Genomic DNA, 25,683 nt, shown 5'->3' with positions numbered 1-25,683 from the left:
GTACGCGGACTAAGGAATATTGGCAAGGGCAGGGGAAGCCCTACTCGTGATTCACCGCCACCCCTTTCAAATACGGCGCAGGCTCTGCCCCAAGGTTTTCCAGCATGCGTGAGCTGTACCAGTCGACGAAGTTGACCACACCGAACTCATAGGTTTTCGAGTAAGGGCCGGGCTGATAGGCGGTAGAGTTGATGCCGCGCTGGTTCTCTTCGGCCAGACGGCGGTCCTGGTCGTTGGTGGCGTCCCAGACCTGTCGCATGCGTTCCACGTCATAGTCCACGCCTTCCACGCCTTCCACGGCATCCTTGTGGACGATCCATTTGGTGGTGACCATGGTTTCCTGCGCGCTGATCGGCCACACGGTGAACACGATGATGTGATCGCCCATGCAGTGATTCCAGGAGTGTGGCAGGTGCAGAATGCGCATCGAGCCCAGCTCCGGGTTCTGGATGCGCCCCATCAGTTTCTTGCAGCCGACCTTGCCGTCCATGGTCATCGACACCGTGCCCTTGAGCAGCGGCATGCGCACGATGCGGTTACGCAGGCCGAAGCTGGCGTGAGCGTAAGGGATTTTCTCGGCGTCCCAGGCGGCGGCGGACGCGGCCACATGATCCTTGAAGGCCTGATCGGCACGCGGGTCGGTGACGTCGTCCCATTCCAGCAGGGTCTTGAGCAGTTCCGGGTGCGAACCGCCGCAGTGGTAGCACTCACGGTTGTTTTCCAGCACCAGCTTCCAGTTGGCCTTTTCCATCAAGGTGGTTTGCACCGCCACCTTGGTGTTCTCCATGTCATAGGGTTCCATGTAGTGCTTGAGCGTCGCCAGGAACTCGTCAATGGCGGGCGGGTTCTCCGCCAGGCTGATGAAGATGTAACCGCCTGCAGTCTTGACGTGGACCGGCTTGAGGCCGAACTGCTTCATGTCGAAGTCGTCGCCCATCTCAGTGCCGGCGTACAGAAGGCGGCCGTCCAGTTCGTAGGTCCACTGGTGGTAGTGGCAGACGAGCTTGGCGACCTTGCCTTTCTCGGCGGTGCACAGGCGCGAGCCGCGATGGCGACACACGTTATGAAACGCATTGACTGCCCCGTCCGGGCCACGCACCACGAGGATCGGGTTCTTGCCGATCTGCAACGTCAGGTAGTTGCCCTTGGTCGGGATCTCGCAGGTCATCCCCGCAATCAGCCATTCCTTGTGGAAAATTTCCTGCATGTCGATTTCAAACAGCCGCTCATCACTGTAAAAAGGCTGCGGCAGCGAGTAGGTGCGCTCGCGGCTCTGCAACATTTCTGCAGTGGCCTTGCGTGCAGGTTCCAGCGGATCGCCCAGGCTCAAGGTTGCGGTGACGTCCATCGTTAAAATCCCTCATGACCGCGTCATGGGCGGCCGGCGAAAGTGGCTGATACGGTTGTTGTCGCGTTGCACGCAAGACGCTGGATCAGTCGTTCATGCTCATAACCCTTAATGGCGAGTGTGGAGCCGGGCGCAGGGCGAACCTTATCCATGGGCGACATGGCCGAATCCGTTCCCGACGCGAGAGCCCTTGTTCTTCGGGGCTGGTCGCGGTAAGTACGTGAATGTCGTTGATAGGTAAACGGACGCCTCGCGCGTTACGCAGAATCCGCAGTATGAGAGGCCGACAGTCGGCTGTGGAGATCGAGTATGTCCCAAAGTTTCCTGAGCCCGGTCACGACCCAGACATGGGCCAACGGGCGTCACCTGGTACGCGTCGTCAAAGTCATCCAGGAAACCTGGGATGTACGCACGTTCTGCTTCATGGCCGACCAGCCGATCATGTTCTTCTTCAAGCCCGGGCAGTTTGTCACTCTGGAGCTGGAGATCGACGGCGTGCCGATCATGCGCTCGTACACCATCTCCAGTTCGCCGTCGGTGCCTTACAGTTTTTCGATAACCGTCAAGCGCGTGCCGGGTGGCAGGGTGTCCAATTACCTGCATGACACACTGAGTGAAGGGCAGGAGCTGGCAGTGCACGGGCCGGTCGGGCTGTTCAACGCCATTGATTTTCCAAACCCGAAAATTCTCTACCTCAGTGGAGGTGTAGGGATTACCCCGGTGATGTCGATGGCACGCTGGTTCTACGACACCAACGCCAATGTCGACATGGTATTCGTGCACAGCGCGCGCTCGCCCAAGGACATCATCTACCACCGCGAACTGGAGCACATGGCCTCGCGGATCGACAACTTCAGCCTGCATCTGGTCTGTGAGAAACACGGGCTGGGCGAGCCGTGGGCGGGTTATCGCGGTTACCTGAATCAGAAAATGCTCGAACTGATGGCGCCTGACTTCATGGAGCGCGAAGTATTCTGCTGCGGGCCGACGCCTTACATGACAGCGGTCAAGCGTTTGCTGCTGGAAAACGGTTTCAACATGGCGCAGTACCATGAAGAGTCGTTTGGGGCGACGCCGCCTGAAGCCCGAGCCGATGCCGTCGAGCAGGCCGAAATCGCCGCCGACGCCCCCGATGTCGACGCAGCTGATCTGCATCAGGTGGAATTCACCGACACCGGCAAGAGCATTCGCGTGGCCCCGGGCGAAACCGTCCACGCCGCCGCTGCCAAGCTCGGTCTGATGATCCCCAAGGCCTGCGGCATGGGCATCTGCGGAACGTGCAAGGTCATGAAGCTGAGTGGCGAAGTGGAAATGGAGCACAACGGTGGCATCACCGACGAAGACGTAGCAGAGGGCTACATCCTGTCCTGCTGCAGCGTGCCGAAGGGGGATGTGCGGATCGAGTATTGAGGGTCGGACGCAGAGCGTCGGACGATAGTGGTTTCTCGGAATGCCTGCCGCGCAGCGTGGCACGACAGTTGAGGTCATACCACTCCAGCGTGGGAATGCCCTTCTTGACGCTCCGTGTCATACAGGCGCAACGACGCGTAGTCAGGATCGGGCTGGGCCTTCATGCCCCATTCTGACTCTGCCTGTAAGCCGCCAACGCAGGCAGCAATTGCTGGTCGATGGCCTGGCGGACGGCGGGGAGTAGGGTGGCGCTGCCGGTCAAGAGGTGTTCTACCATGCGGCGCAAGGCAGTGGCGCGTTCTGCGTTGAGACCGCAGACTGCTTGTGCGCAGGCCTGTTCGGCTGTAGCGCCGCCTGGCGTTTCGAACCCCAGGGCTCTCAGCTGGCCAAGCAGGTCTTCCTGGTCAATCAAGTCCGCGTGCATCATGGCGTCTGTTCCTGTGATCGGGCTTTTTTCCGATTCTGGTAGGAGGACGGGCTGCGGGCAACCCCCGCCTATCGCACATGGCCGGATTGGCTACACGCACGTCGTTTTCAGTTCACGGCGCGGTCATGGGGCCTGGGGATTGTCTATCGTGCTGTCGACCATCACTTTTGCCATTTCCACCAGATGCATGATCGACAGCGTCATGTCTCGTTGCGTGCCGGTCATGTTGTCGCTGAACTCGGCGGCGCTGGTCATGGCGCAACGCAGCAGGTCACTGGCGTGGATGAGAGCGTCTTCATGGCTGATGTTCGGGTTAGCACTGAAGAGGGGCAGGTCGGGGACGATTTTCAGCATGTGAGACTCCTGATCGATCACTGGAAGGTCGTCACTCCGGCTATTGATCTGAAGGTGGCGGCCGAACGCAGGTAGTAGCCCGGTGATTAGGAACCGGTGCATCCGAAGACGCCCCACGCACGGCCACCATAGAGATGCAGGCCGTAAAAAAGCGCCTTGCACAAGGTGGCGCATTGCGCCTAATCACACCGAGGGCTACTAATCCTCATCGCTGAATATGCAGCGACCGGCGCAGAGTAGAGATTGAAATCGGCCGGCACAATAGGCTGCGAGCTTCTCGGAAATTTCCTTCAAGCTATAGAGACGAGTCCTGCAAGTGAGTGACAGATTCTTGTTCATTGCTCAGGTTTGCTAGACTGCGCAGCTTGCCAGGAGCTGCCATGAATTACCGTCACGCCTACCATGCCGGCAACCACGCCGATGTGTTCAAACACCTCACGCTGACTCGCTTGATCGCCCTCATGGCGCGCAAGGAGCAGCCATTCGCCTATCTCGACACCCACGCCGGTCTCGGGCTTTACGACCTCAAGGGCGATCAGGCCACTCGTACGGGTGAATGGCTCGAGGGCATCGGTCGTTTGTGGAATACCGCAGACCTGCCTGCGCTGGCGGCCGATTATCTGCAAGTGCTGCACGACATGAACCCCGATGGCGAGCTGCGCTACTACCCCGGCTCGCCCGAACTGGCCCGTCGCCTGACCCGCGAGCGCGAGCGTGTACTGCTCAACGAGAAACACCCTGAAGACGGGCGTCTGCTCAAGGAAAACATGAAGGGCGACCGCCGCGTGGCGGTGCACTTGGGGGAAGGCTGGCATGTGCCGCGTGCCTTGCTGCCGGTCGCTGAAAAGCGCGCGATCATGCTCATTGACCCGCCCTTCGAGCAGCTCGACGAAATGAAACGGTGCGCCGTCGCCCTCAAGGAAACCATCGGGCGCATGCGTCAGACGGTGGCGGCGATCTGGTATCCGATCAAGGACCCGCGTCTGCTGCGGCGCTTTTATCAGGATCTGGCGGAAACCGGCGCGCCGAAGCTGCTGCGCGTCGAACTGTACGTCCATCCGCTGGACACCCCGGCGAGCCTTAACGGCTCAGGCCTGGCCATCGCCAACCCGCCATGGGGCCTGGAAGAAGAGTTGCGCGAGCTGATGCCGTACCTGGCCGAGAAACTGGGTCAGACCCAGGGCGGCTGGAAGATGGACTGGTTGATTGCGGAGTAAGCGAACAGGCCTTGAGAGCCCGGAGAGCGCAGCACGAGCGTCGATTATCCAGCCGACTCTCGTGCTGTGACGTCAGGCTCAGAACGCCAGCGTCACCCGTGCATTCAACGTCTGGTCTGATGCATCGCTGCTCAGCTGACCGTTGTAACTCACACCGACGCTCAGCGTGTCGCTCAAACCCAGATCGACACCTGCGCCGAGTACTGCGGCACTGCGTGCAATCGGTGCCCCGGACAGTTCGAAGGTATCGCCGCCGCTGAAGGCTGCGCGGCTTTCTGGCGTCACGTCGCCGTAGGCACGACGCCAGCCCAGTGTCGCGCTGGGTCTGATCGCAACGCTGCCCGCATTCAAGCGAGTGGCGGCACGCAGGCCGAGGGTGCTGAACGTGATGCTGTTGTCCTGAGACTTGTTCTCCAGCCTGACTGCGTTGCTGTTCTCATCGAAGGCGTCCGTATCCAGTCGCACATGCGCGAGGTTGGCGAAGGGTTCAAGCTGCGCGTTGCCCAGCTCGATGGCGTAACCCAGCTCGCCGAATACCTGATTGGTCGCTGCTTTGTAGTCTTCTTTGAAACGCTCGGAAGAGCCCGGCAAGTCCAGCGTGCGCTTGGCTGTCAGCTCGTGCCAGGTGTGTACTGCGCCGAGGCGCAGGCCAAGCTGGCCCCATTTGGCGCCGGCATAAACGCCCAGATGGTAATTGTCGCTGTCAGTGGAGCCGGAGGCATGCCGCAGGTCGAAGCTGCTGTTGCTGAAACCGGCCATTGCGCCCAGGCGCCAGGTGTCGTCGAGCGGTACGTCCGCGCCGAACAGCAAGCCGCTGGTGTGGGTGTCGATGCCCGAGACGTCGCGGGTGCTTTCGGTCTTGCCGGTCGCGCCGATAGCCTGGGTCCAGACCACGCCACGCGTGTCATCACCGGCGAGGGTTTGCGTCGTGCTGCCGAATGCGGATGCCGACTGCGCTTGCTGCAAGCGATCGTTCATGGCGTTGCGCACCAGGCGACTGTCTTCGATCAGCGCGGACTGCGTCGACGCATGCAGCTCATTGGACAGCGCCTTGAACGTGGCCTGAGCAGTTGAGGCGTCATCCTGCACCACCTGACGCCAGAGCGCATTGCCTGCGCCAGCGCTGTCCAGACCTTGCGCTACGGCTCGTGCATTACGGCTCGTGCATTACGGCTGGTCGCCAGGCTGGAGAAGGTTCGTGCGTTACGGTCTAGCGTCAGCCCGACATCGGTTGCGGTGTAGTTCAGCGTCGGAGTAAGGAAGGCGAAGTTGGTTTGCACGGCGGTAAACGCACCATTCACGCCCCTGGCTGCCGAGAGGATCGAGTAACGGCTCGCGGCCAGCCAGTTGCCGCCTTCAACCAGTGAGAGTGTGCTGTTATTAATAGTCGCCCGGCCGCTGGCGACGATGCGGTCGGCATTGCCATTGGCGTCTGACTCGATCTGATAGACCGAGCCCTGAGCAAGGTTTACATCACCGTTGACGTTCAGCTGCCCGACGGAGTTGCCCGGCGCGACCACGCCGCCCTGCGCGACATTGATGCCGCCCACAGAGCCGTTGCCACCCAGCGTTGCGCCTTGCTGCACGCTGACGATGGAGTTGCCGAGGTTGCCGTTGACTGCCAGACGACCCGCTTGCACGGTTGTCGCGCCGGACAGGCTGTTGTTGCCCGTCAGGTTCAGCGAACCGGCACCGCGCTTGATCAGCGCACCGTTGCCCACCAGCGTGTTGGCGAGGGTGGCGTTGGTCGATTGATCGACCACCAGCGTTGCGTTGTCGGTGATCGTGCCGCTGCCGAATGCCTGCGCGTGACCGGTCAGTGTGCCGCCGTTGATCACGGTGCCGCCTGCGTACGTGTTATTGCCGGTCAGCATCAGATTGCCGCTGCCGTTCTTGATCAACGCGCCGCTGCCGCTGATGTCATTGCGCCAGGCATCGATGGCGTTATAGCCACCGAGGCTGGCGTCCATGTTGACGGTGACGCTGGAATTGAACGCCGCATAACCATCGCCCGCCGCGTACAGGTTCAGTCGGCCATAACCACCGGACTGATCGATCACTGCGTAGCCCGACGAAATTTCGGTGGTCGCCAGAATCTCGCGGCGCTGGCTGGCGTCCAGGTACGGGAAGCGGGTTTCCAGCAGCACTTCGGCGCTGACCGGCACCACAGGCGCGAGGTTGGTCGGGCCAACCGGGTCGAAGCCATAGGTCATGCGCGAGGTGTACAGCGCCTTGTCCAGCGCGTGTTGGGAGGTGCGGTCGGTGGCCGGGTCGATGGTGGCCATGCAGTTATTGACGTCGCCGCCGCACTGCGCGGTGAAATAACTCAGTGCCTGTGCGCGAGCGTCCGTGCGCAACTGAGCGTTGGCCGGGTTGGACAGGTTGTCGATGGCAAAATAGGTCGCGGTGATGCGCCCGCCCATCACGTCGAACGGCGAGTGCATGCCGGCTTCTATGCGGTTGTCGCCAATCTCCGAGGCGCGCAGCATCAACTCGCTGAAACGCTCGGGAATCGCGTAGGCCAGTGCGTATGAAGACAGATAAGCCGCGTTGGTGTGGCCGCTGGGAAAACCCGAGTCGCTGGCCGGTGTGGTGCTTTGCGCCGGGCGCAGGGAAGGCGCAACCACGAACGCCAGGCTTTGCCCGTCCAGGCTCTGACGCCATGGGCGAGGGTACAGATAATGAGACTTGGCCGGCGTGGTAGACGCATCGTTGCGCACAGCACCGACCAGATCGACCACCTTGCCCAGCGCCGACGTCGAGCTGCCTGCGCCATTGCCCTTGTCGTCGTATTTGACGGTTTTGTTGCTGTCATCGAATTGCGTGATGGTGGTGAAGGCGCCAGCGCCTGCTCTGTAGGCTGCGGTCAACGAGCCCAGGCCGCTGGTGGCGCTGTAGCTTTGGTCACGGCGGTCATCGAAGTAAGCGGCGGTTTCCTGCGCCAGCGTGCGCGAGTTGGCGCGGTCGACCACGATTTGCAGGTTGCGCCGCAGCAGGCTCTGCCCCAGCGCGGTCGGTGTGCCGGTATCCCAGGTCGCACCGGTAGTCCACAACGTGTCGAACCCGGAAAGCAGATCGACACCGTTGATCCTGTCGTCACCTGAGCGTCCTGCCGCCTGCACTGAAACGGCAAGCATGGAAAGTATCAGGGACGACACCATGATCTGGGCAACCGGTTTATTGCATCGCATGACGTGCGCCTTCACTCAATTCGAATAAGGCGCAGACCCTAGCAAGCAGGTCTTACACTGAGATGTATCTGCCGTGACACATTTGTGTGGCTGACGGTACAGGTCGGGTCGATGGAAAATTCAGCGCTATGGATATTCCCTAACGGTATTTAAGAATCTATTTCTTATAGCTATACAGTTCCGTCTTTCAGTCACACTGTTCTGGAGTCGGAGTTCTCATGCCAGCAGCCTCCCTCGCTTCATCGTCCACTCACATCGCTTCACAAGCGTTTGATGTGCGTCCATTCACCGACAAGGTGGGCGCGGAAATCGTTGGGCTGGACCTGTCCAGACCGCTGAACGATGTCGACTTCGCACGCGTGCATCAGGCGCACCTGGATCATCATGTGGTGGTGTTCCGCGATCAGCAGATCACGCCGCAACAGCAGATCGATTTCAGTCGCCGCTTTGGCGTGCTGCAGATTCACGTGCTCAAGCAGTTCCTGCTGGCCAATCACCCGGAAATCCTGATCGTCTCCAACATTGTCGAGAACGAGAAGCCGGTAGGTCTGGGCGATGCCGGCAAATACTGGCACTCGGACCTGTCTTATAAAGAACTGCCGAGCCTGGGCTCGATGCTCTACGCCCAGGAGTTGCCAAGCGAGGGCGGCGATACGCTGTTCGCCGATATGCATCAGGCGTGGGACACCTTGCCGCAACACCTGCGTGATGCAGTTGAAGGGCGCTCAGCGGTTCACAGCTACACCGCGCGTTATTCCGAAGGCCACAACGCCGTCAACTGGCGCCCGACCCTGACCGCCGAGCAACTGGCTCAGGTGGTCGAGGTCAGCCACCCGATCGTGCGCACCCATCCTGAAAACGGTCGCAAGGCATTGTTTGTCAGTGAGGGTTTCACCACCCACATTCTGGGCCTGCCGGAAGACGAAAGCCGGCAGATTCTCGGCGAGTTGTACGCCCACAGCGTGCGCCCCGAGCATATCTATCGCCATCAGTGGCAGGCCAACGACATGGTGTTCTGGGACAACCGATCCCTGATTCACCTGGCCGCCGGTTGCCCGGCCCATCTGCGACGCAAACTGCATCGCACGACCATTCAAGGCACCGCGCCGTTTTGATTCAGGAGAGCCGTTCATGAATGCTGTCGCGCAAAGCCACACGGCCAGCACGAGCGCCCAACCGCAAGAAGCCTTGTTGCAGGTTCGCGGCGTCAGCCTCGAATACCGCACGCCAGAGCGCGTGGTACGTGCGACGCACCAGGTCAGTTTCGAGGTCGATCCGTCTGATCGTTTCGTTCTGCTTGGCCCGTCCGGCTGCGGCAAGTCCACGCTGCTCAAAGCGGTAGCGGGGTTCATTCAGCCCAGCGAAGGCGAGATTCGTCTGGCGGGCAATCAGATCACCGAGCCCGGCCCTGATCGTATCGTGGTGTTTCAGGAGTTCGACCAGTTGCCGCCTTGGAAAACCGTGATCGAGAACGTCATGTTTCCACTGCTGGCGTCACGCACCCTGAAGCGCCCCGAAGCGCTGGAGCGTGCACGTTATTACCTGGAAAAAGTCGGCCTCAGCGCGTTTGCCGATGCCTATCCGCACACCTTGTCCGGCGGCATGAAAGCCCGCGTGGCCATTGCCCGCGCCTTGGCCATGCAGCCGAAAATCCTGCTGATGGACGAGCCATTCGCTGCGCTGGACGCACTGACCCGCCGCAAGATGCAGGAAGAACTGCTGGAGCTGTGGGACGAAGTGCGTTTCACGCTGCTGTTCGTCACGCACTCCATTGAAGAAGCGCTGGTAGTAGGCAATCGCATCCTGCTGCTGTCGCCGCATCCGGGGCGGGTCCGCGCGGAAATCAACAGCCACCAATACGACCTGAAAAGCCTCGGCGGCGTCGGCTTCCAGCAAACCGCCCAGCGTATTCATCGTTTGTTGTTTGATGAAGGCGAGACCGGGACCGTCGAGCAGGAACTGAATTTTCAGGACATCCGGATTGCTTATTGATACGTGCTTCTGCCCGTAGGGCGTGGGAGCGAACAGGTCTTCTGTGGAGCGGACCGGGCGACGCTTCGCTTGTCCGCGAAGACAAGCTTCTGTGGGAGCGGACTTGTCCGCGAAGACTTTAGTTCAGACGATGCATCTTCGGAGAATGTAATGGCCCTTTCGCGGACAAGTCCGCTCCCACAAGGGCTTGCTTATAACGCTGAGCGTTCTGCATACGCTTTTCACGACTACCGAGAACCCAAACCATGAGCCTCGCACCGCCTGTTCGCGAAGAATACGAAGTCACGCTGGAGCCTTTCACTCAGGAAGACCTGGCCCGCGACCTGCCGCTCGCGCAGCGCATCTGGCAGCTGAGCTGGGTGCGCAAAAGCGTGATCATGATCGCCCTGGCCGTGATCTGGGAGCTGGCCGCACGCCTGCAGAACAACGACCTGCTGTTACCCGGCTTTCTGCAAACGGCCGCCGCTTTTTATGACGGGCTGATTTCCGGCGAGCTGCCGAGCAAGGTGTGGATTTCCCTGACCGTGCTGATTCAGGGCTACCTGATCGGCATCGTGCTGGCGTTTGCCCTGACCACGCTGGCCGTGTCCACCCAATTGGGCCGCGACCTGCTCAGCACGCTGACCGCCATGTTCAACCCGCTGCCAGCCATCGCCTTGCTGCCACTGGCGCTGCTGTGGTTCGGGCTGGGGCAGAACAGCCTGATATTCGTGCTGGTGCATTCTGTGCTGTGGGCGCTGGCGCTCAATACCTACGCGGGTTTTCTGGGTGTTTCGGAAACCCAGCGCATGGCCGGGCGCAACTATGGCCTCAAGGGGTTGCGCTTTGTCTGGCACATCCTGATTCCCGCTGCGCTGCCGTCGATTCTCGCAGGTCTGAAAATCGGCTGGGCCTTTGCCTGGCGCACCCTGATCGCCGCCGAACTGGTCTTCGGCGCATCGTCCGGCAAGGGCGGTCTGGGTTGGTACATCTTCCAGAATCGTAACGAGCTGTATACCGACAAAGTCTTCGCAGGCCTGGCAGCGGTGATCCTCATCGGCTTGCTGGTGGAAAACCTGCTGTTCGCCAACATCGAGCGCCTGACCGTCAAGCGCTGGGGCATGCAGCGTTGATTCGCCGTCTTCTTTTGAATAATCAGGGTGAGAACCACATGACAACTGCATTTCAACGCCCGGCACTGAGTGTGCTGGCAGCCGCTATCGGTCTGTTCGGCGCACTGCTCAGCGGCGGCGCGCAGGCGGAAGGCAAGATCAGCATCGCTCAGCAATTCGGTATCGGCTACCTGATACTCGACGTGGTGCGCGATCAGAAACTGATCGAGAAACACGGCAAGGAACAGGGCCTGGACATCAAGGTCGACTGGAACAGCATCTCCGGCGCCACGGCAATGAACGAGGCGCTGCTGGCCGGCGCGCTGGATGTGGTGTCGGCAGGCGTGCCGCCGATGCTGACCATCTGGGACCGCACCAAGGGCAAGCAGAACGTCAAGGCCATCGCCTCGCTGGGCTCTATGCCCAACTACCTGCTGACCAACAACCCCAATGTGAAAACCATCAAGGACTTCACTGACAAGGACCGCATCGCCGTGCCTGCTGCGGGTGTGGGCTTCCAGTCGCGTACCTTGCAGATCGAGACCGCCAAGCTTTTCGGTAACGACAACTACAAGAAATTCGACAATATCTCGGTCAGCCTGGCCCACCCGGACGCCACCGCTGCATTGCTGGCGGGCGGTTCGGAAATCAACTCGCACTTCTCCAGCCCGCCGTTCCAGTACCAGGCGCTGGAAAACCCCAACGTCCACAAAGTGCTCAGCTCCTATGACGTGCTCGGCGGTCAGGCGACGTTCAACGTGCTCTACACCACCGAAAAATTCCACGACCAAAACCCCAAGACCTACAAGGCGTTCTACGACGCACTGGCCGAAGCCGAGAAAATCATCAAGGCCAACAAACCGGCAGCGGCGCAGACCTACATCCGCGTCGAGCAGTCGAAACTGCCGCTGTCGCTGGTAGAGAAAATCGTTTCCGACCCGGAAATCGACTTCACCATCACCCCGCAGCGCACCTTCATCTACGCCGAGAAACTGCATGAACTGGGCGTGTTGAAAAACAAAGCGGCGAGCTGGAAGGATTACTTTTTCGAAGAAGCGCAGGGTGCTGAGGGGAGTTGATTTTTTTCCGTGTGAAAGTGACGCGGAGTGTCATGAAGGGCATTCCCATGCAGAGCTTGAGGAACGATAGGGGATCTCAGGAACACCATCGTACCCATGCTCCGCGCTCAGCGTGATATACAAGTCTGCTTCTGATTCTGGCCGGAGGCCGTGGGAGCGAACTTGTTCGCGAAAGGGCCGGTATAATCGCCGAAAATGCGTCGTCTGAAACACCGTCTTCGCGAACAAGTTCGCTCCTACGCCCTGCGGGCAGAAGTCTGAAAGGCACGTATTCCGGGCTCTCCAAGGCTTGTGCATAACGATGAGTGCTCCGCGTGAGTATGCCGTTCTGGACGCTCTGCGTCCTCTGCCCGAAGCGCAGCCTTGGCAAGAATCAGGTTAATTCTGCTGCATAAGGTGGTCTTGTCAGCTAAAAGATAAGCGATGATCAACTACCTAGTAATTCTACGAGTAGCCGATGCCTCCTCAACCCTTCATTGTGAGCATCGGTGATGTTCATGTATCGCAACCCGGTTAGTCGCCATGCCTCAGCCAATCAGCCTGTGCCAATACAGCTACGACGCGCTGGACCGTATCGCGACTCGCACCCCGCTCGCCAGGGCTATTGCTGATGTATCCCGACAGTCCGGCCCGTTGCCGGGGTTCAATGGCGAACTTCTGGACGACATAACCGGCCACTATCTGCTGGGCAACGGCTATCGCGCCTACAACCCGGTGCTGATGCGCTTCAACAGCCCCGACAGCCTGAGCCCGTTTGGCAAGGGTGGTTTGAATGCCTATGCCTGTTGCGCGGGGGACCCGGTCAATCGTTCTGATCCGTCAGGGCATGGTTTTCTTGAGGATCTGGAATCCTCCCTCTACATCGGTGCTGCGGTCCTGAACGGCATTATGGGTTTGCTGGCGGTCCGTGCGCCTATAAGAGCTGTATTTAAAGGTGTCAAAGTGAAGCCTCAGGCTGTCGCCAGCAATAATCTGACTTCTCCAGTACAGGCGACCAGAAGACCGGCGACTCGAGCGGAAAAAATCTCGGCATTCACCGGAGTGTCTGCACTGGTTGCCACTGTGGCATGGACCGCTTCCTTCGCTCTGACAAAAGCTGACCCTGAATCACCAGCAATCCACCCGCTGAGAATTGCCGCTATCCTTATTGCCTACCCGACGGCTGGGCTGCGTGGCTGGTCAATTGCTCGTTCCATAATGGACAAGCGGGTCCAGAAGGCAGTGCCTGTCCTTCTTAAGGATCCTGGCCGCTTAAGTGATGCTTCGTTCATTCGTACGGGCTCGTGATATTTGCTACCCCTGTCAGGCATCTTCCCCCCGTTACTGACATTTATGGCAGTAGCCTCTCATCCCGAATCGGTTCACGCTGAAGCCTGACTCCATCATCAGGGATCGATCATGGCTCTCCTCTGCACCTAAACTTATGACCCGCTGGACCGCGTGTCCTCGCTGACACAACTCGCTCAAGCCGTCTCCCGGCGATTTTACAACGGCGAGCGACTGATGGCCGAGTTGCAGGGCGAAACGCAACGGACATTTGTCCGTGCAGGAGGTCACCTGCTGGCTCAGCAAAATCGTGACAACGACAGGGTTGCTGCGACCCTGATCGCCGGCGACCGGCACAACAGTGTGCTGCACGCGAGTAATGCGGGCCAACAGACTGACATCGCCTACTCGCCTACTCGCCTACTCGCCTACTCGCCTTATGGCCATCATGACGCTGCCCAGCCCATTGCGGGTTTGCCCGGTTTCAATGGCGAACAGCCTGACCCCATCACCGGGCATTACTTGCTGGGTAACGGCTATCGCGCGTTCAACCCGGTTTTAATGCGCTTTAACAGTCCGGATAGTTTGAGCCCGTTTGGCAAAGGCGGGTTGAATGCCTATGCCTATTGCGCAGGAGACCCCATTAATCAGGAGGACCCGATAGGGCATATAGTTAAAGCTAGAACGATATTGGGTATCGCGAAGCCGCGTTCTCGTCCTCTTATGAAGCCAACTAATCGTTTGCCGACTGCTCACTTGGATCTAACCGGGTTTGGCGAACTTGACGCGTTCCTTGGTACTCCTCATATCCTGGATAAAATAGTTACTTACTCGCAGGGTAATGACCTTGTCAATTTTTCTCTGTCATCCCGCTCCACGAAAGAGTTGGTGAGAACTGCTATCAAGCCACTAGTTATTAACACGCCTGCAGATGCCTTGAGCAGGGACACTATCTATAAACTGCGTGCAATATCGTTGGGAGAGGCTCGAGGGTATTTGCCTTCTCAAGTGTTGAAATGGCAAAACCTCAAAGACATGGCCAAAGAGATGCCTAAGACCAGTACCCCGATGGTAGAAACTTATAATAAACTAACCTATATTCGGAGTACTGAAGAACGACAGCGGAATTGGAGGCGCAACGAGCTTCGTCATCGGCATTTGGTCGGTAACGCTGATCCGGCGCTCCCATTCTCATCGTAGAGATGGTTAAGGCATACGCAGGTCCTGATACCCCCCCCAAAAGGAACCCTCACCCTCGCCTACAGTCGCATAGTCACGCTATCCTCTCGCCCTTATCACGCCCGCACCCGGCAGCCGCACAAGGAGTTTGCATGCCCGTTCGTATTTCAAGACTGGTTACGTTCGGTCTGGCCGCTGCCTTGGCGACGCTGGCAGGCTGTGGCGAGGAGAAACCGCTCGCGCCGGAACTGCCACGGGTTTACGTGCAATCGGTGAAAAGCGCCGACTTCGCGGCCAGCGTCGCATTGACCGGCGATGTTCAAGCCCGTGTGCAGACCCGCCTGTCGTTTCGGGTCAATGGCAAGATCATTCAGCGCAATGTGGATGTCGGCGACCGGGTCACTGCACGGCAGGTGCTGGCCCGACTCGACCCCAAGGATCTGCAGATCAATGTCGATTCGGCCGCTGCCTCTGTGGCCGCCGAGCAGGCTCGCGTCAGTCAGGCCAGCGCTGCGTTCGTGCGCCAGCAAAAGCTGTTGCCCAAGGGTTACACCAGCCGCAGCGAATATGACTCTGCACAGGCGGCCGTGCGCGGCAGCGAAAGTTCGTTGAAAGCCGCGCAGGCGCAACTGGCCAATGCCCGTGAACAGTTGAGTTACACCGCGCTGGTCGCGGATGCGCCGGGGGTGATTACGGCGCGTCAGGCAGAAGTTGGCCAAGTGGTGCAGGCGACGGTGCCTATTTTTGACCTGGCGCGTGATGGTGAGCGCGACGCGGTGTTCAATGTTTACGAATCGCTGTTTGTTCAGCCGCCTACCGACCAGGCCGTGCAGGTCACGTTGCTCGACAATCCGGACATCAAGGTCGGCGGCAAGGTGCGCGAAGTGACCCCGGCGGTTTCGGCGCAAACCGGGACGTTGCAGGTCAAGATCGCTCTGGACCCGCTGCCGGATGGCATGGACCTGGGTTCGGTGGTCAGTGTCGCGCTGAGCGCGCCGGCCAATGCCAGTGTCGAGTTGCCGTGGTCGGCGCTGACCAAGGACCTCGGCGAGCACTTGGGCAAACCCGCTGTGTGGGTGGTCGACGAGCAGGGCAAGGTCAATCTGCGCAAGGTGACTGTCACCCGTTACCTGACCTCCAAAGTCATCATCGGCGATGGGCTGAAAGGTGGAGAGAACGTTGTGGTGGCAGGCGGACAGTTGTTACACCCTGATATGCAGGTCGAGATTGCCGAACAACCCAAACAGCAGAATGCGCAGGTGCAGCCATGAAGCGTATGTCATGCCTGTTGCTGGGCGGCCTTCTGCTGAGCGGCTGTGGCAAGGACGAAGCACCGCCCGAGCCCATACGACCGGTCGTGTTCGTTGAAGCCCAGCCAGAGTCGATGCAGGATTTCGGGCGTTTCGCTGGCAATATCCAGGCGCGTTATCAGAGCGTGCTGGGCTTTCGGGTGGCAGGGCGCATTGCCCGCCGCAACGTGGACGTCGGCAGCGAAGTGAAGAAAGGCGATCTGCTTGCAACACTCGATCCGACCGATCAGCAGAATAACGTGCGCGGTCGCCAGGGCGATCTGGCCAACGTTGAAGCGCGGTGGATCAACGCCCAGGCCAATGCCCGCCGCCAGCAGGAACTGTTCGACCGCGGTGTGGGTGCCCAGGCGCAACTGGACATCGCGCAGACCGACCTGAAAACCGCACGTTCATCGCTGGAGCAGGCCAAGGCCGCCGAGCAGCAGGCGCGCGATCAGTTGGGCTACAGCGAACTGCGCAGCGACCACGACGCGGTGGTCACCGAGTGGAAGGTCGAAGCCGGGCAGGTGGTCACCGCCGGGCAGGAAGTGGTGACGCTGGCACGTCCTGACATCAAGGAAGCCGTGATCGACATGCCTGCCGTATTGGCCGAGCAACTGCCCGACGACGTGGTGTTCACCGTTGCCAGCCAACTGGATCCGCACGTGAACACCACGGCGATCATTCGCGAGATCGAACCGCAGGCCGACCGTACAACGCGCACTCGCCGTGCGCGCCTGTCGCTGACTGACACGCCGCCTGCGTTCCGGCTCGGTACGTCGATCAGCGTGACGCTCAGCTCGAGCATCACGCCGCGTATGCGCCTGCCGATCAACGCCTTGCAGGACGTCGACGGCAAGCGCCGCATCTGGGTCATCGATTCGCAGAGCCAGACGGTCAACCCGAGAGAGGTGAATATCATCAGCCGTGACAGCGACAGCTTTGTGCTGGCAGACGGCGTCAAAGCGGGTGAAAAAGTCGTGAGTGCAGGCGTCAACAGTCTCAAGCCGGGCCAGAAAGTCAAAGTCGAGGAGGAAAGCCCGCGATGAAAGGGAATTTCAATTTATCCGAGTGGGCCATCAAGCATCAGTCGTTTGTCTGGTACCTGATGTTCGTCGCGCTGTTGATGGGCGTGTTTTCCTACATGAAGCTTGGGCGCGAGGAAGACCCGTCCTTTACCATCAAGACCATGATTATCCAGACCCGTTGGCCGGGTGCGACGGTGGACGAAACCCTGGAGCAGGTGACCGACCGCATCGAGAAGAAGCTTGAAGAGCTTGACTCGCTGGACTACGTGAAAAGCTACACCCGACCTGGCGAGTCCACGGTCTTCGTTTACCTGCGTGACACCACCAACGCCAAGGCGATACCGGAGATCTGGTATCAGGTGCGCAAGAAGGTCGATGACATCCGTGGCCAGTTCCCGCAAGGGCTGCAAGGTCCGTCGTTCAACGACGAGTTCGGCGATGTGTACGGCTCGATCTATGCGTTTACCACCGACGGCTTCTCAATGCGCGAGTTGCGTGATTACGTCGAGAAGGTTCGTGCCGACATCCGCGACGTGCCCGGTCTGGGCAAGGTCGAGATGATCGGCCAGCAGGATGAAGTGCTGTACCTGAACTTCTCCACACGTAAACTCGCTGCACTGGGTATCGATCAGAGCCAGGTGGTGCAAAGCCTGCAATCGCAGAACGCGGTGACGCCTGCCGGGGTGATCGAAGCCGGGCCGGAGCGGATTTCCGTGCGCACCTCCGGGCAGTTCGCTTCCGAGAAGGATCTTGCAGCGGTCAACCTGCGGATCAACGATCGTTTTTATCGCCTGAGCGACGTTGCCGACATTACTCGCGGTTACACTGATCCGCCCAAACCATTGTTTCGCTTCAACGGCAAACCGGCCATCGGCCTGTCCATCGCCATGCAGAAGGGCGGCAACATTCAGGCGTTCGGCAAGGCGCTGCACGAGCGCATGGACGCCACGACCGCCGAGCTGCCGGTGGGCATCGGCGTACACAAGGTCTCCGATCAGGCCGAGGTGGTGAACAAGGCCGTGGGCGGCTTCACCAGCGCGTTGTTCGAGGCGGTGATCATCGTGCTGCTGGTCAGCTTCGTCAGCCTCGGGTTTCGCGCGGGGCTGGTGGTCGCGTGTTCGATTCCGCTGGTGCTGGCGATGGTGTTTGTGTTCATGGAATACAGCGGCATCACCATGCAGCGAATTTCACTCGGCGCACTGATCATCGCCCTCGGTCTGTTGGTGGACGACGCCATGATCACTGTGGAGATGATGGTCACACGGCTGGAAATGGGGGAAACCAAGGAGCAGGCCGCAACCTACGCCTATACCTCGACAGCGTTCCCGATGCTCACCGGTACGCTGGTGACAGTGGCCGGCTTTGTGCCGATCGGCCTGAACAACAGCTCGGCGGGAGAGTACACCTTCACGCTGTTTGCCGTTATTGCCGTGGCGATGCTGGTGTCGTGGGTGGTTGCCGTGCTGTTTGCGCCGGTGATCGGCGTGCACATTCTGAGTGCCAACATCAAGCCGAAATCCGAAGAGCCGGGCCGCGTAGGCCGGGCCTTCAACGGCAGCATGCTCTGGGCCATGCGCCATCGCTGGCTGGCGATTGGCATCACCGTAGGGTTGTTCGCCGCGTCGCTGTTCTCCATGCAGTTCGTGCAGAATCAGTTCTTCCCGTCTTCGGACCGCCCGGAAATTCTTGTTGACCTGAACCTGCCGCAAAACGCCTCGATCAACGAAACGCGCAAGGTGGTGGACCGTTTTGAAGCGAACCTAAAGGACGATCCGGACATCGAGCGCTGGAGTACCTACATCGGGCAGGGCGCGGTGCGTTTCTACCTGCCGCTCGATCAGCAACTGGAAAATCCTTTCTATGCCCAGTTGGTGATTGTCAGTAAGGGCCTGGAAGAGCGGGGCGCACTGACCGCGCGTCTGCAAAAGCGTCTGCGTGATGATTTCGTCGGCATCGGTTCCTACGTGCAAGCCCTGGAAATGGGCCCGCCGGTGGGGCGTCCGCTGCAGTATCGCGTCAGTGGCGAGAGCATCGACAAAGTGCGTCAGCACGCCATCGAACTGGCCACGCTGCTGGACCACAACCCGCATGTGGGCGAAGTGATCTACGACTGGAACGAGCCGGGCAAGGTTTTGCGCATTGACATCAATCAGGACAAGGCCAGGCAACTGGGGCTGTCGTCCGAGGACGTCGCCAAACTGATGAACAGCGTGGTCAGCGGCTCTACCGTGACGCAGGTGCGTGATGACATCTACCTGATCAACGTGGTCGGACGCGCTGAAGACGCCGAGCGTGGTACGCCGGAAACCCTGCAGAACCTGCAGATCGTGACCCCGACCGGAACCTCGATTCCGCTGCTGGCGTTTGCCAGCGTTGGCTATGAGCTTGAGCAGCCGCTGGTCTGGCGGCGTGATCGCAAGCCGACCATCACCGTGAAAGGCTCGGTACTCGACGAGATTCAGCCGACCGATCTGGTCAATCAACTGAAGCCGGAAATCGACAAGTTTTCAGCCGGTTTGCCGGTGGGCTACAAGGTCGCGACCGGTGGCACGGTTGAGGAAAGCAGCAAGGCACAGGGGCCGATTGCCAGCGTTGCGCCGTTGATGCTGTTCCTTATGGCGACGTTCCTGATGATCCAGTTGCACAGCGTGCAGAAGATGTTCCTGGTGGCCAGTGTCGCGCCGCTGGGGCTGATCGGCGTGGTGCTGGCGCTTATTCCGACGGGTACGCCGCTGGGGTTTGTGGCGATTCTCGGGGTGCTGGCGCTGATCGGCATCATCATCCGCAACTCGGTGATTCTGGTGACCCAGATCGATGCCTATGAAAAGAGTGGCTATCTGCCGTGGGACGCTGTGGTCGAAGCCACCGAACACCGCCGTCGGCCGATTTTGCTGACCGCCGCAGCGGCCAGCCTGGGGATGATCCCCATTGCCCGCGAAGTGTTCTGGGGGCCGATGGCCTACGCCATGATCGGCGGCATCATCATCGCCACGCTGCTGACCTTGCTGTTTTTGCCAGCGCTGTACGTGGCCTGGTATCGCATCAAGGAACCGACCGACGAACAGCGTCAGCAAGCGGCGGACAAGGACGAGGGCGAACACGCACAGCCTGCGCATTGATGTGCGTTGGAGCGAGACGCACGCTCCAACGCTCAGCGTTATATGCAAGCTCTGAAACGCCCGCAAGATGGGGCTTTCAGGCTTCTGCCCGCAGGGCGTGGGAGCGAACTTGTTCGCGAAGACGATGTTTTAGGCGCTGCATTTTCGGCGGCTATACCGACCCTCTCGCGAACAAGCGAAGCGTCGCCCGGTCCGCTCCCACGGCCTTCGGGCAGAGTCAAAAACAGACTTGTGTATGACACGGAGCACGAAAGGCAGTCTAGCGCCGCCAGACGCTCGCCAGCCACGGCTGCTGATCCCTCGGCAGCCCGGCGGGGCGGTAGTAGTGTTCCAGCTCGGTAAACCCGGCGTCGGTCAGCAATTGGCGCCATGTTTCGAGGTCGTGATACGCGCCGTAGCGCTCGCCTTGCCAGCCTTCCTGGTTTTGCCCGCGCGGGTTGGAGCTGAACAGCACGCCGCCCGGTTTAAGCGTGGCACACAGTTCGCGCAGCACGCGTGGCAGTTCCTGCCTGGGGATGTGGAACAGCACCGCATTGGCGAAAATGCCATCGAAGCGGCCTTGCGGCAGATCGAGCTCAAGGAAGTTCTGCTGCAGCACTTCGCAACCGGTCTCGGCGCGGGCCATCTCGGCGAAGCGCTCGGAGCCATCAAGCCCGACCGCAACGTGCCCCATTGCCGTGAACGTCTTCAGGTCACGCCCCGGGCCGCAGCCGAAATCGAGAATCTGCCAGGGTGCTGGCCCTTCGATATGGCGCAATAGGGCGTCGATATTCTGGCTGACGTCGTGGTCGCGGGTGCCTTCGCGGAAGTCGTCGGCCACGCTGTTGTAATTGCCGAGGGTCGCGGCGGTGATCTGCGCAAGGGTCTGTGGATCGAGTTTCATCAAAGGCGGTCCGGTAAAGGAAGACCGCCAATATACCTCAGGGTCGGCTGCTCAGCGCCTGTCGAAGCTGCGCGCCAGCCGGTCACCGCCCAGTTGCACCAGCGCCACCACGGCCACCAGCAATACAATCACCGTCAGCATCACCTGTGTGTCAAAGCGCTGATAGCCGTAGCGATAGGCAATGTCGCCCAGCCCGCCTGCGCCAATCGCACCGGCCATGGCCGATGAGTTGATCATGGTCACCAATGTGATGGTAAAACCGCCGACGATGCCGGGACGCGCTTCGGGCAGCAGTACATGCCAGATGATGTGCCAGCGCCGACAGCCCATCGCCTGCGCGGCCTCGACCAGGCCGTGATCGACCTCGCGCAGGCTGACTTCGGCGATACGCGCAAAGAACGGCGTGGCGGCGATGGTCAGCGGCACTACCGCCGCCCACACGCCATAGGTGGTGCCGACGATCATCCGCGTGAACGGGATCAGCGCCACCATCAGGATCAGAAAGGGAATCGAGCGAAACAGGTTCACAAAACCGCCCAGCACCCGGTTGATCCCCGGTGCTTCGTAGATGCCGCCTTTGGAACTGGTGACCAGAATCACTGCCAGCGGGATGCCCAGCAGCAGTGCGATCAATGACGACACACCGACCATCAGAAACGTGTCGAGGGTGCCTTGCAGCAAGCGATCAACCCACATAACCCAATACCTCTACACGCGGTGCCAGTTGGCGGGCTCGCGCCAGCAGTTCATCACGACTGTGCGGCGAGCCGGCAATCAACAGAATCAGGTGGCCGATGGCGCGGTCCTGAATACGCTCGACCCCGCCTTGCAACAGTTGCACCTTGCCGCCCAGCGTCGCGAACAACGCGGCCAGGTCCGGCCCCTCGTCGCTGACCCCGGTGAAATGCACATCCAGCAGGATGGCCGCATCAGGCCGTTGCGGATATTGGCTCAGGCGCTCGGCCCACTCTTTGGGCAGCCCGAGTTGCAGCGGTGCCAGCAAGGTCTTGCTGACTTCGTGCTGCGGGTCGCCGAACACCTGCCAGACCGGGCCTTGCTCGACGATTCGGCCTTGCTCCAGCACCACGACGCGGTGACAGATATCACGGATCACTGCCATTTCATGGGTGATCAGCACGATGGTCAGGCCCAGGCGCTGATTGATCTCGCGTAACAGGCCGAGAATCGACTGGGTCGTTTCCGGGTCCAGTGCCGAGGTGGCTTCGTCGCAGAGCAGAATCGCCGGGTCGTGCACCAGTGCGCGGGCGATGCCGACGCGCTGTTTCTGCCCGCCGGACAATTGCGCCGGATACGCCTTGTGCTTGTCCTGCAAACCCACCAGCTCCAGCAACTGCGCCACCTTGCGCGCACGTTGCTCCTTCGGCACGCCGGCTACCTTGAGCGGCAGCTCGACGTTCTGCCACACGGTCTTGGCCGACATCAGGTTGAAGTGCTGGAAAATCATGCCAATGCGTCGCCGCAGTTCCACCAGTTTGTCTTCGTCGAACTCGCCGATGTCCACCTGATCGATCAGCACCCGGCCGCTGCTGGGGTGTTCCAGGCGATTGATGGTGCGGATTAGCGACGACTTGCCTGCGCCGCTGCGGCCGATGATGCCGAAAATCTCGCCGCGCTGGATGGCCAGGTCGATGCCGCCCAGCGCCTCCACCGGGCCCTGTTTGCCGTGGTAGGTCTTGCCCAGGTTGATGAAGCGAACATGGGCGCGGTTCAACTCCGGGTGCCGCTCGGCCTGTTGCGCCAACTGACCTGAGCCCGTGGTGTCGAGTTGCCGTTGCGCGGTTGCCGTCATTCCTTCCATCCTACCTGGTAGAGCTTGCCGTTGACCTTGTCCAGCGCCGCCCGGACGACCGGCGAGTGCTGATAGATATCGACGAATTTGGCCAGACGTGGATCGTCCTTATGGTCAGGTTTGATGACGAACTGAATCACGTATTCCGGGTGATCCATGCCGTCGAACAGAATCGCCGAGTCAGCGGGAAAGGTCTTGGCCAGGCGGATGTAGGCGGGGTAGCCCTGCACCAGATCGGCATCATCGTAGGCACGCACCAGTTGCACGGCTTCAACCTGAATGAGCTTGAGTTTCTTCGGGTTGGCGGTGATGTCTTCTTCGGTGGCCTTGAAGCCTACGCCCGATTTGAGGGTGATCAGCCCGGCCTTGGCGAGCAGTTGCAGGCCGCGCCCGCTGTTGATCGGGTCGTTGGCGATGGCCACGGTGGCGCCGGTTGGCAGCTCATCGAAGCTCTTGTACTTTTTCGAGTACAGACCGACGTTGTTGATGATCCCTGGCGCGTAGGGCACCAGTCCGAAACCGGCGGCTTCGTTGGCGTTGGTCAGAAACGGAATGTGCTGAAAGTAGTTCACGTCGATGTCACCGGCGGCGAGGCTGACGTTGGGGGCGATCCAGTCGGTGAACTCGACCAGCTCGACTTTCAGGTCCTGCTTGCCGGCTTCTTCCACAGCGGCTTCCAGCGGTATGGCGAACGCCGCGGTGGTGCCGACTTTCAACGGCGCATCGGCAGCGTGAGCGGTCAGGGTCAATAAGCCAAGGGCCAGTGCTGCAAGGGTGTTGGTCATGGTGCGGTCCTTTTAAAAATCCCTAAGTCTCGTCCCTACGGCCTGAGCTCATCGTTATACACAGACCTGTTTTTGATTCTGGCCGAAGGCCGTGGGAGCGAACTTGTTCGCGAAAGGGCCGGTGCATTCTCCGAAAATAAATCGTCTGAATCACCGTCTTCGCGGACAAGCAAAGCGTCGCCCGGTCCGCTCCCACAAAATCTGTGTATAACGCTGAGCGCTTCAGCGTGGGCGCGCATGTCGTCGTCAAATATGCCGGTGTGCCGCCCCCGCATGCCGTTCCGGCAAGCGGTCCGTCCCTTTCGGGAACAGTTTTTTGCGCAGGCTGCCGTCTTCGTAAGCGGTCTTGTAAGACCCGCGGCGTTGCAGCTCCGGGATGACCAGATCGATGAAGTCCTCGTAACTCTCCGGCGTCACGATGCGGGTCAGGTTGAAGCCGTCCAGGCCGGTTTCTTCGATCCACGATTCCAGCTCATCGGCGACCTGCTCAGGCGAGCCGATCAAGGTGATATAGCGTCCGCCCAGTGCGTGCTGATCAAGCAGTTTCTGGCGTGTCCAGTCGTTGTTTTTCAGGTTTTTGGTCGCCGACTGAATGGCGTTGCTCTTCACATACTGAATGGGTTCGTCCAGCTCGTATTCGGCGAAATCAATGCCGGTCGAGGCCGCAAAGTGCACCACGCCGGCCTCGGCGCTGGCGTAACGAAGGTACTCGACGTGCTTTTCGCGGGCCTGCACCTCGGTCGCCCCGACAATCACGTTGAGGCCCATGAACACCTTGATGTCCTCCGGGTTGCGGCCGGCCTGCACCGCGCTGGCGCGCACCTTGTCCACCTGCCCACGGGTCGCGGCCTTGTTCTGGCCACTGATGAACACGCACTCGGCGTTTTGCCCGGCAAACTGCAAACCGCGCTCCGAGCTGCCCGCCTGAAACAGCACCGGCGTGCGTTGCGGCGACGGTTCGCAGAGGTGATAGCCCTCGACCTGATAGAACTCGCCCTGGTGCCGGATTTTGTGGACCTTGCCCGGCTGGGCGTAGACGCGCTGCTCGCGGTCGTTGATCACCGCATCGTCTTCCCAACTGCCTTCCCAGAGTTTGTAGAGCACCTCCAGGTATTCATCGGCCTGATCGTAGCGGCGGTCGTGTTCGTTCTGCTCGCTCAGACCCATGGCCCGTGCGGCGCTGTCGAGATAACCAGTGACAATATTCCAGCCCACCCGGCCACGGCTCAGGTGATCGAGCGTCGACATGCGCCGGGCAAACAGATACGGCGCGTCATAGGTCAGGTTGGCGGTCAGGCCGAAACCCAGGTGTTTCGTCACACTCGCCATTGCCGAGACCAGCAGCAGCGGATCGTTGACTGGCAGCTGAATAGCTTCCTTGAGGGTGACGTCCACCGAGTTCTGATAGACGTCATACACGCCGACGATATCTGCGATGAACAGCCCGTCGAACAAGCCACGTTCCAGCAGTTTCGCCAGGTCGGTCCAGTATTCAAGGCTGTTGAATTGCGTCGAGGTGTCACGCGGGTGTGTCCACAGCCCATGGTTGATGTGGCCGATGCAGTTCATGTTGAACGCATTGAGGAGGATCTTCTTGCGCGCCATCAGATCGTCCCCCGTAACGGCGGGTTGGTGTCGTTCAGGTAGTAATTGCCAATGGCGTGAAACTTCCAGCGCACCGGATCGTGCAGCGTGTGCACGCGAGCGTTGCGCCAGTGGCGATCCAGGCCATGTTCGGCGAGGGTGGACTGGCTGCCGGCCAGCTCGAACAGTGTGCTGCCCGCCGCCAGGGAAATCTCGGTGCTGATGGCGCGCGCTTCGGCAACGGCGATGGATGCAGCGGCCACGTGCTCGGCGCTGCTGTCGGCCTGGGCGACATCCAGAAACTCACCGGCCCGCTCCAGCAGGGCTTCGGCAGCGTGCAGACGAATACCGAGCCTGCCAAAGCTGTGCAGCGTCAGCGGGTCGTCCACGGCCTTTTCGATACCCGAATCGATCCACGGACGAGTGCGGGTGCGGACGAAGATCAGCGCATCCTCGAACGCTGCGCGAGCGATGCCGGTGTCGATCGCCGCATGGAGAATCTGCGCCAGCGGACCGACCGTGGTGGGTCGCTCGAACGCGCTCTGAAACGGCACTACATCGTAAGCGCCTCATGAACCCCACATTCCCAACCAGCCATTGAAGCTTGATGCTGTGCTCCCGATTCTTTTCA

Annotated in this window: 18 protein-coding genes and 3 pseudogenes; 11 read left to right on the top strand and 10 right to left on the bottom strand. The window is 60.2% G+C overall.

Features of this window, described 5'->3' with window-relative positions; genetic code table 11:
* Positions 1-40 precede the first annotated feature (40 nt).
* Complete coding sequence (gene gbcA / locus ABJ99_RS24660; RefSeq protein WP_054088021.1) at positions 41-1,348, bottom strand: glycine-betaine demethylase subunit GbcA; 1,308 nt, start codon at positions 1,346-1,348, stop codon at positions 41-43.
* 309 nt (positions 1,349-1,657) lie between these two features.
* Here gbcA and gbcB point away from each other — a divergent pair, with 309 nt between their 5' ends.
* Entirely contained in the window at positions 1,658-2,758 is a 1,101-nt protein-coding gene (gene gbcB / locus ABJ99_RS24655; RefSeq protein WP_054088020.1) for a glycine-betaine demethylase subunit GbcB, read from the top strand.
* Between the two features lie 160 nt (positions 2,759-2,918).
* Here the strand turns inward: gbcB and ABJ99_RS24650 are convergent, their stop codons facing one another.
* Positions 2,919-3,185 (bottom strand): hypothetical protein, encoded by a 267-nt coding sequence (locus ABJ99_RS24650; protein WP_054088019.1) that lies wholly within the window; start codon positions 3,183-3,185, stop codon positions 2,919-2,921.
* A 123-nt stretch (positions 3,186-3,308) separates the two neighbouring features.
* Complete coding sequence (locus ABJ99_RS24645; RefSeq protein ID WP_054088018.1) at positions 3,309-3,539, bottom strand: DUF6124 family protein; 231 nt, start codon at positions 3,537-3,539, stop codon at positions 3,309-3,311.
* Between the two features lie 380 nt (positions 3,540-3,919).
* On the opposite strand from ABJ99_RS24645, the gene ABJ99_RS24640 reads away from it, so the two are divergent.
* Complete coding sequence (locus tag ABJ99_RS24640) at positions 3,920-4,756, top strand: 23S rRNA (adenine(2030)-N(6))-methyltransferase RlmJ (protein WP_054088017.1); 837 nt, start codon at positions 3,920-3,922, stop codon at positions 4,754-4,756.
* A gap of 78 nt (positions 4,757-4,834) precedes the next feature.
* Here the strand turns inward: ABJ99_RS24640 and ABJ99_RS24635 are convergent.
* Positions 4,835-7,947 (bottom strand): annotated as a pseudogene (locus ABJ99_RS24635) (autotransporter domain-containing protein).
* Positions 7,948-8,165: 218 nt separating this feature from the next.
* Here ABJ99_RS24635 and ABJ99_RS24630 point away from each other — a divergent pair.
* From ABJ99_RS24630 to ABJ99_RS24590, 9 genes and pseudogenes are all read left to right on the top strand, one after another.
* The gene (locus ABJ99_RS24630; protein WP_054088016.1) at positions 8,166-9,062 is read left to right on the top strand and encodes a TauD/TfdA dioxygenase family protein; all 897 of its coding nucleotides are present in this window, start codon (positions 8,166-8,168) and stop codon (positions 9,060-9,062) included.
* 16 nt (positions 9,063-9,078) lie between these two features.
* Positions 9,079-9,939 carry an ABC transporter ATP-binding protein gene (locus ABJ99_RS24625; protein ID WP_054088015.1) on the top strand — a complete coding sequence of 287 codons (861 nt, stop codon included), beginning with the start codon at positions 9,079-9,081 and terminating at the stop codon, positions 9,937-9,939.
* A gap of 245 nt (positions 9,940-10,184) precedes the next feature.
* Complete coding sequence (locus ABJ99_RS24620) at positions 10,185-11,051, top strand: ABC transporter permease (RefSeq protein WP_054088014.1); 867 nt, start codon at positions 10,185-10,187, stop codon at positions 11,049-11,051.
* A 38-nt stretch (positions 11,052-11,089) separates the two neighbouring features.
* Positions 11,090-12,109, top strand: coding sequence for an ABC transporter substrate-binding protein (locus ABJ99_RS24615; protein WP_054088013.1), 1,020 nt, complete (start codon positions 11,090-11,092; stop codon positions 12,107-12,109).
* 522 nt (positions 12,110-12,631) lie between these two features.
* Complete coding sequence (locus ABJ99_RS24610) at positions 12,632-13,396, top strand: RHS repeat-associated core domain-containing protein (protein WP_054088012.1); 765 nt, start codon at positions 12,632-12,634, stop codon at positions 13,394-13,396.
* A 144-nt stretch (positions 13,397-13,540) separates the two neighbouring features.
* Positions 13,541-14,044 (top strand): annotated as a pseudogene (locus ABJ99_RS24605) (RHS repeat-associated core domain-containing protein); the annotation flags it as partial.
* 662 nt (positions 14,045-14,706) lie between these two features.
* Positions 14,707-15,825 (top strand): efflux RND transporter periplasmic adaptor subunit, encoded by a 1,119-nt coding sequence (locus ABJ99_RS24600; RefSeq protein ID WP_054088011.1) that lies wholly within the window; start codon positions 14,707-14,709, stop codon positions 15,823-15,825.
* Positions 15,822-16,892 (top strand): efflux RND transporter periplasmic adaptor subunit, encoded by a 1,071-nt coding sequence (locus ABJ99_RS24595; RefSeq protein WP_054088010.1) that lies wholly within the window; start codon positions 15,822-15,824, stop codon positions 16,890-16,892. The genes ABJ99_RS24600 and ABJ99_RS24595 overlap by 4 nt, the downstream gene beginning before the upstream one ends.
* The gene (locus ABJ99_RS24590; RefSeq protein WP_054088009.1) at positions 16,889-19,990 is read left to right on the top strand and encodes an efflux RND transporter permease subunit; all 3,102 of its coding nucleotides are present in this window, start codon (positions 16,889-16,891) and stop codon (positions 19,988-19,990) included. The genes ABJ99_RS24595 and ABJ99_RS24590 overlap by 4 nt, the downstream gene beginning before the upstream one ends.
* A gap of 259 nt (positions 19,991-20,249) precedes the next feature.
* Here the strand turns inward: ABJ99_RS24590 and ABJ99_RS24585 are convergent, their stop codons facing one another.
* The 6 genes and pseudogenes from ABJ99_RS24585 to ABJ99_RS24560 form a co-directional block, all read right to left on the bottom strand.
* On the bottom strand, positions 20,250-20,873 hold the full coding sequence (locus ABJ99_RS24585) for a class I SAM-dependent methyltransferase (protein WP_054088008.1): 624 nt from the start codon (positions 20,871-20,873) through the stop codon (positions 20,250-20,252).
* A 51-nt stretch (positions 20,874-20,924) separates the two neighbouring features.
* A complete protein-coding gene (locus tag ABJ99_RS24580) occupies positions 20,925-21,569 on the bottom strand; it encodes a methionine ABC transporter permease (RefSeq protein WP_003341491.1) in 645 nt (214 codons plus the stop codon).
* Entirely contained in the window at positions 21,559-22,683 is a 1,125-nt protein-coding gene (locus ABJ99_RS24575) for a methionine ABC transporter ATP-binding protein (protein ID WP_054088007.1), read from the bottom strand. The genes ABJ99_RS24580 and ABJ99_RS24575 overlap by 11 nt, the downstream gene beginning before the upstream one ends.
* Positions 22,680-23,468, bottom strand: a complete 789-nt coding sequence (locus tag ABJ99_RS24570; protein WP_054088006.1) for a MetQ/NlpA family ABC transporter substrate-binding protein — start codon at positions 23,466-23,468, stop codon at positions 22,680-22,682. The genes ABJ99_RS24575 and ABJ99_RS24570 overlap by 4 nt, the downstream gene beginning before the upstream one ends.
* Before the next feature lie 246 nt (positions 23,469-23,714).
* Positions 23,715-25,073 carry an LLM class flavin-dependent oxidoreductase gene (locus ABJ99_RS24565; RefSeq protein WP_054088005.1) on the bottom strand — a complete coding sequence of 453 codons (1,359 nt, stop codon included), beginning with the start codon at positions 25,071-25,073 and terminating at the stop codon, positions 23,715-23,717.
* A pseudogene (locus tag ABJ99_RS24560) lies at positions 25,073-25,618 on the bottom strand (acyl-CoA dehydrogenase family protein); the annotation flags it as partial. The pseudogene ABJ99_RS24560 and the gene ABJ99_RS24565, both read right to left, overlap by 1 nt.
* Positions 25,619-25,683 lie beyond the last annotated feature (65 nt).

Source organism: Pseudomonas syringae pv. cilantro (assembly GCF_001293775.1).
Classification (GTDB): domain Bacteria; phylum Pseudomonadota; class Gammaproteobacteria; order Pseudomonadales; family Pseudomonadaceae; genus Aquipseudomonas; species Aquipseudomonas syringae_P.
The sequence above is the reverse complement of the archived record's forward strand: the minus strand, read 5'-3'. Positions and strand labels throughout refer to the sequence as shown.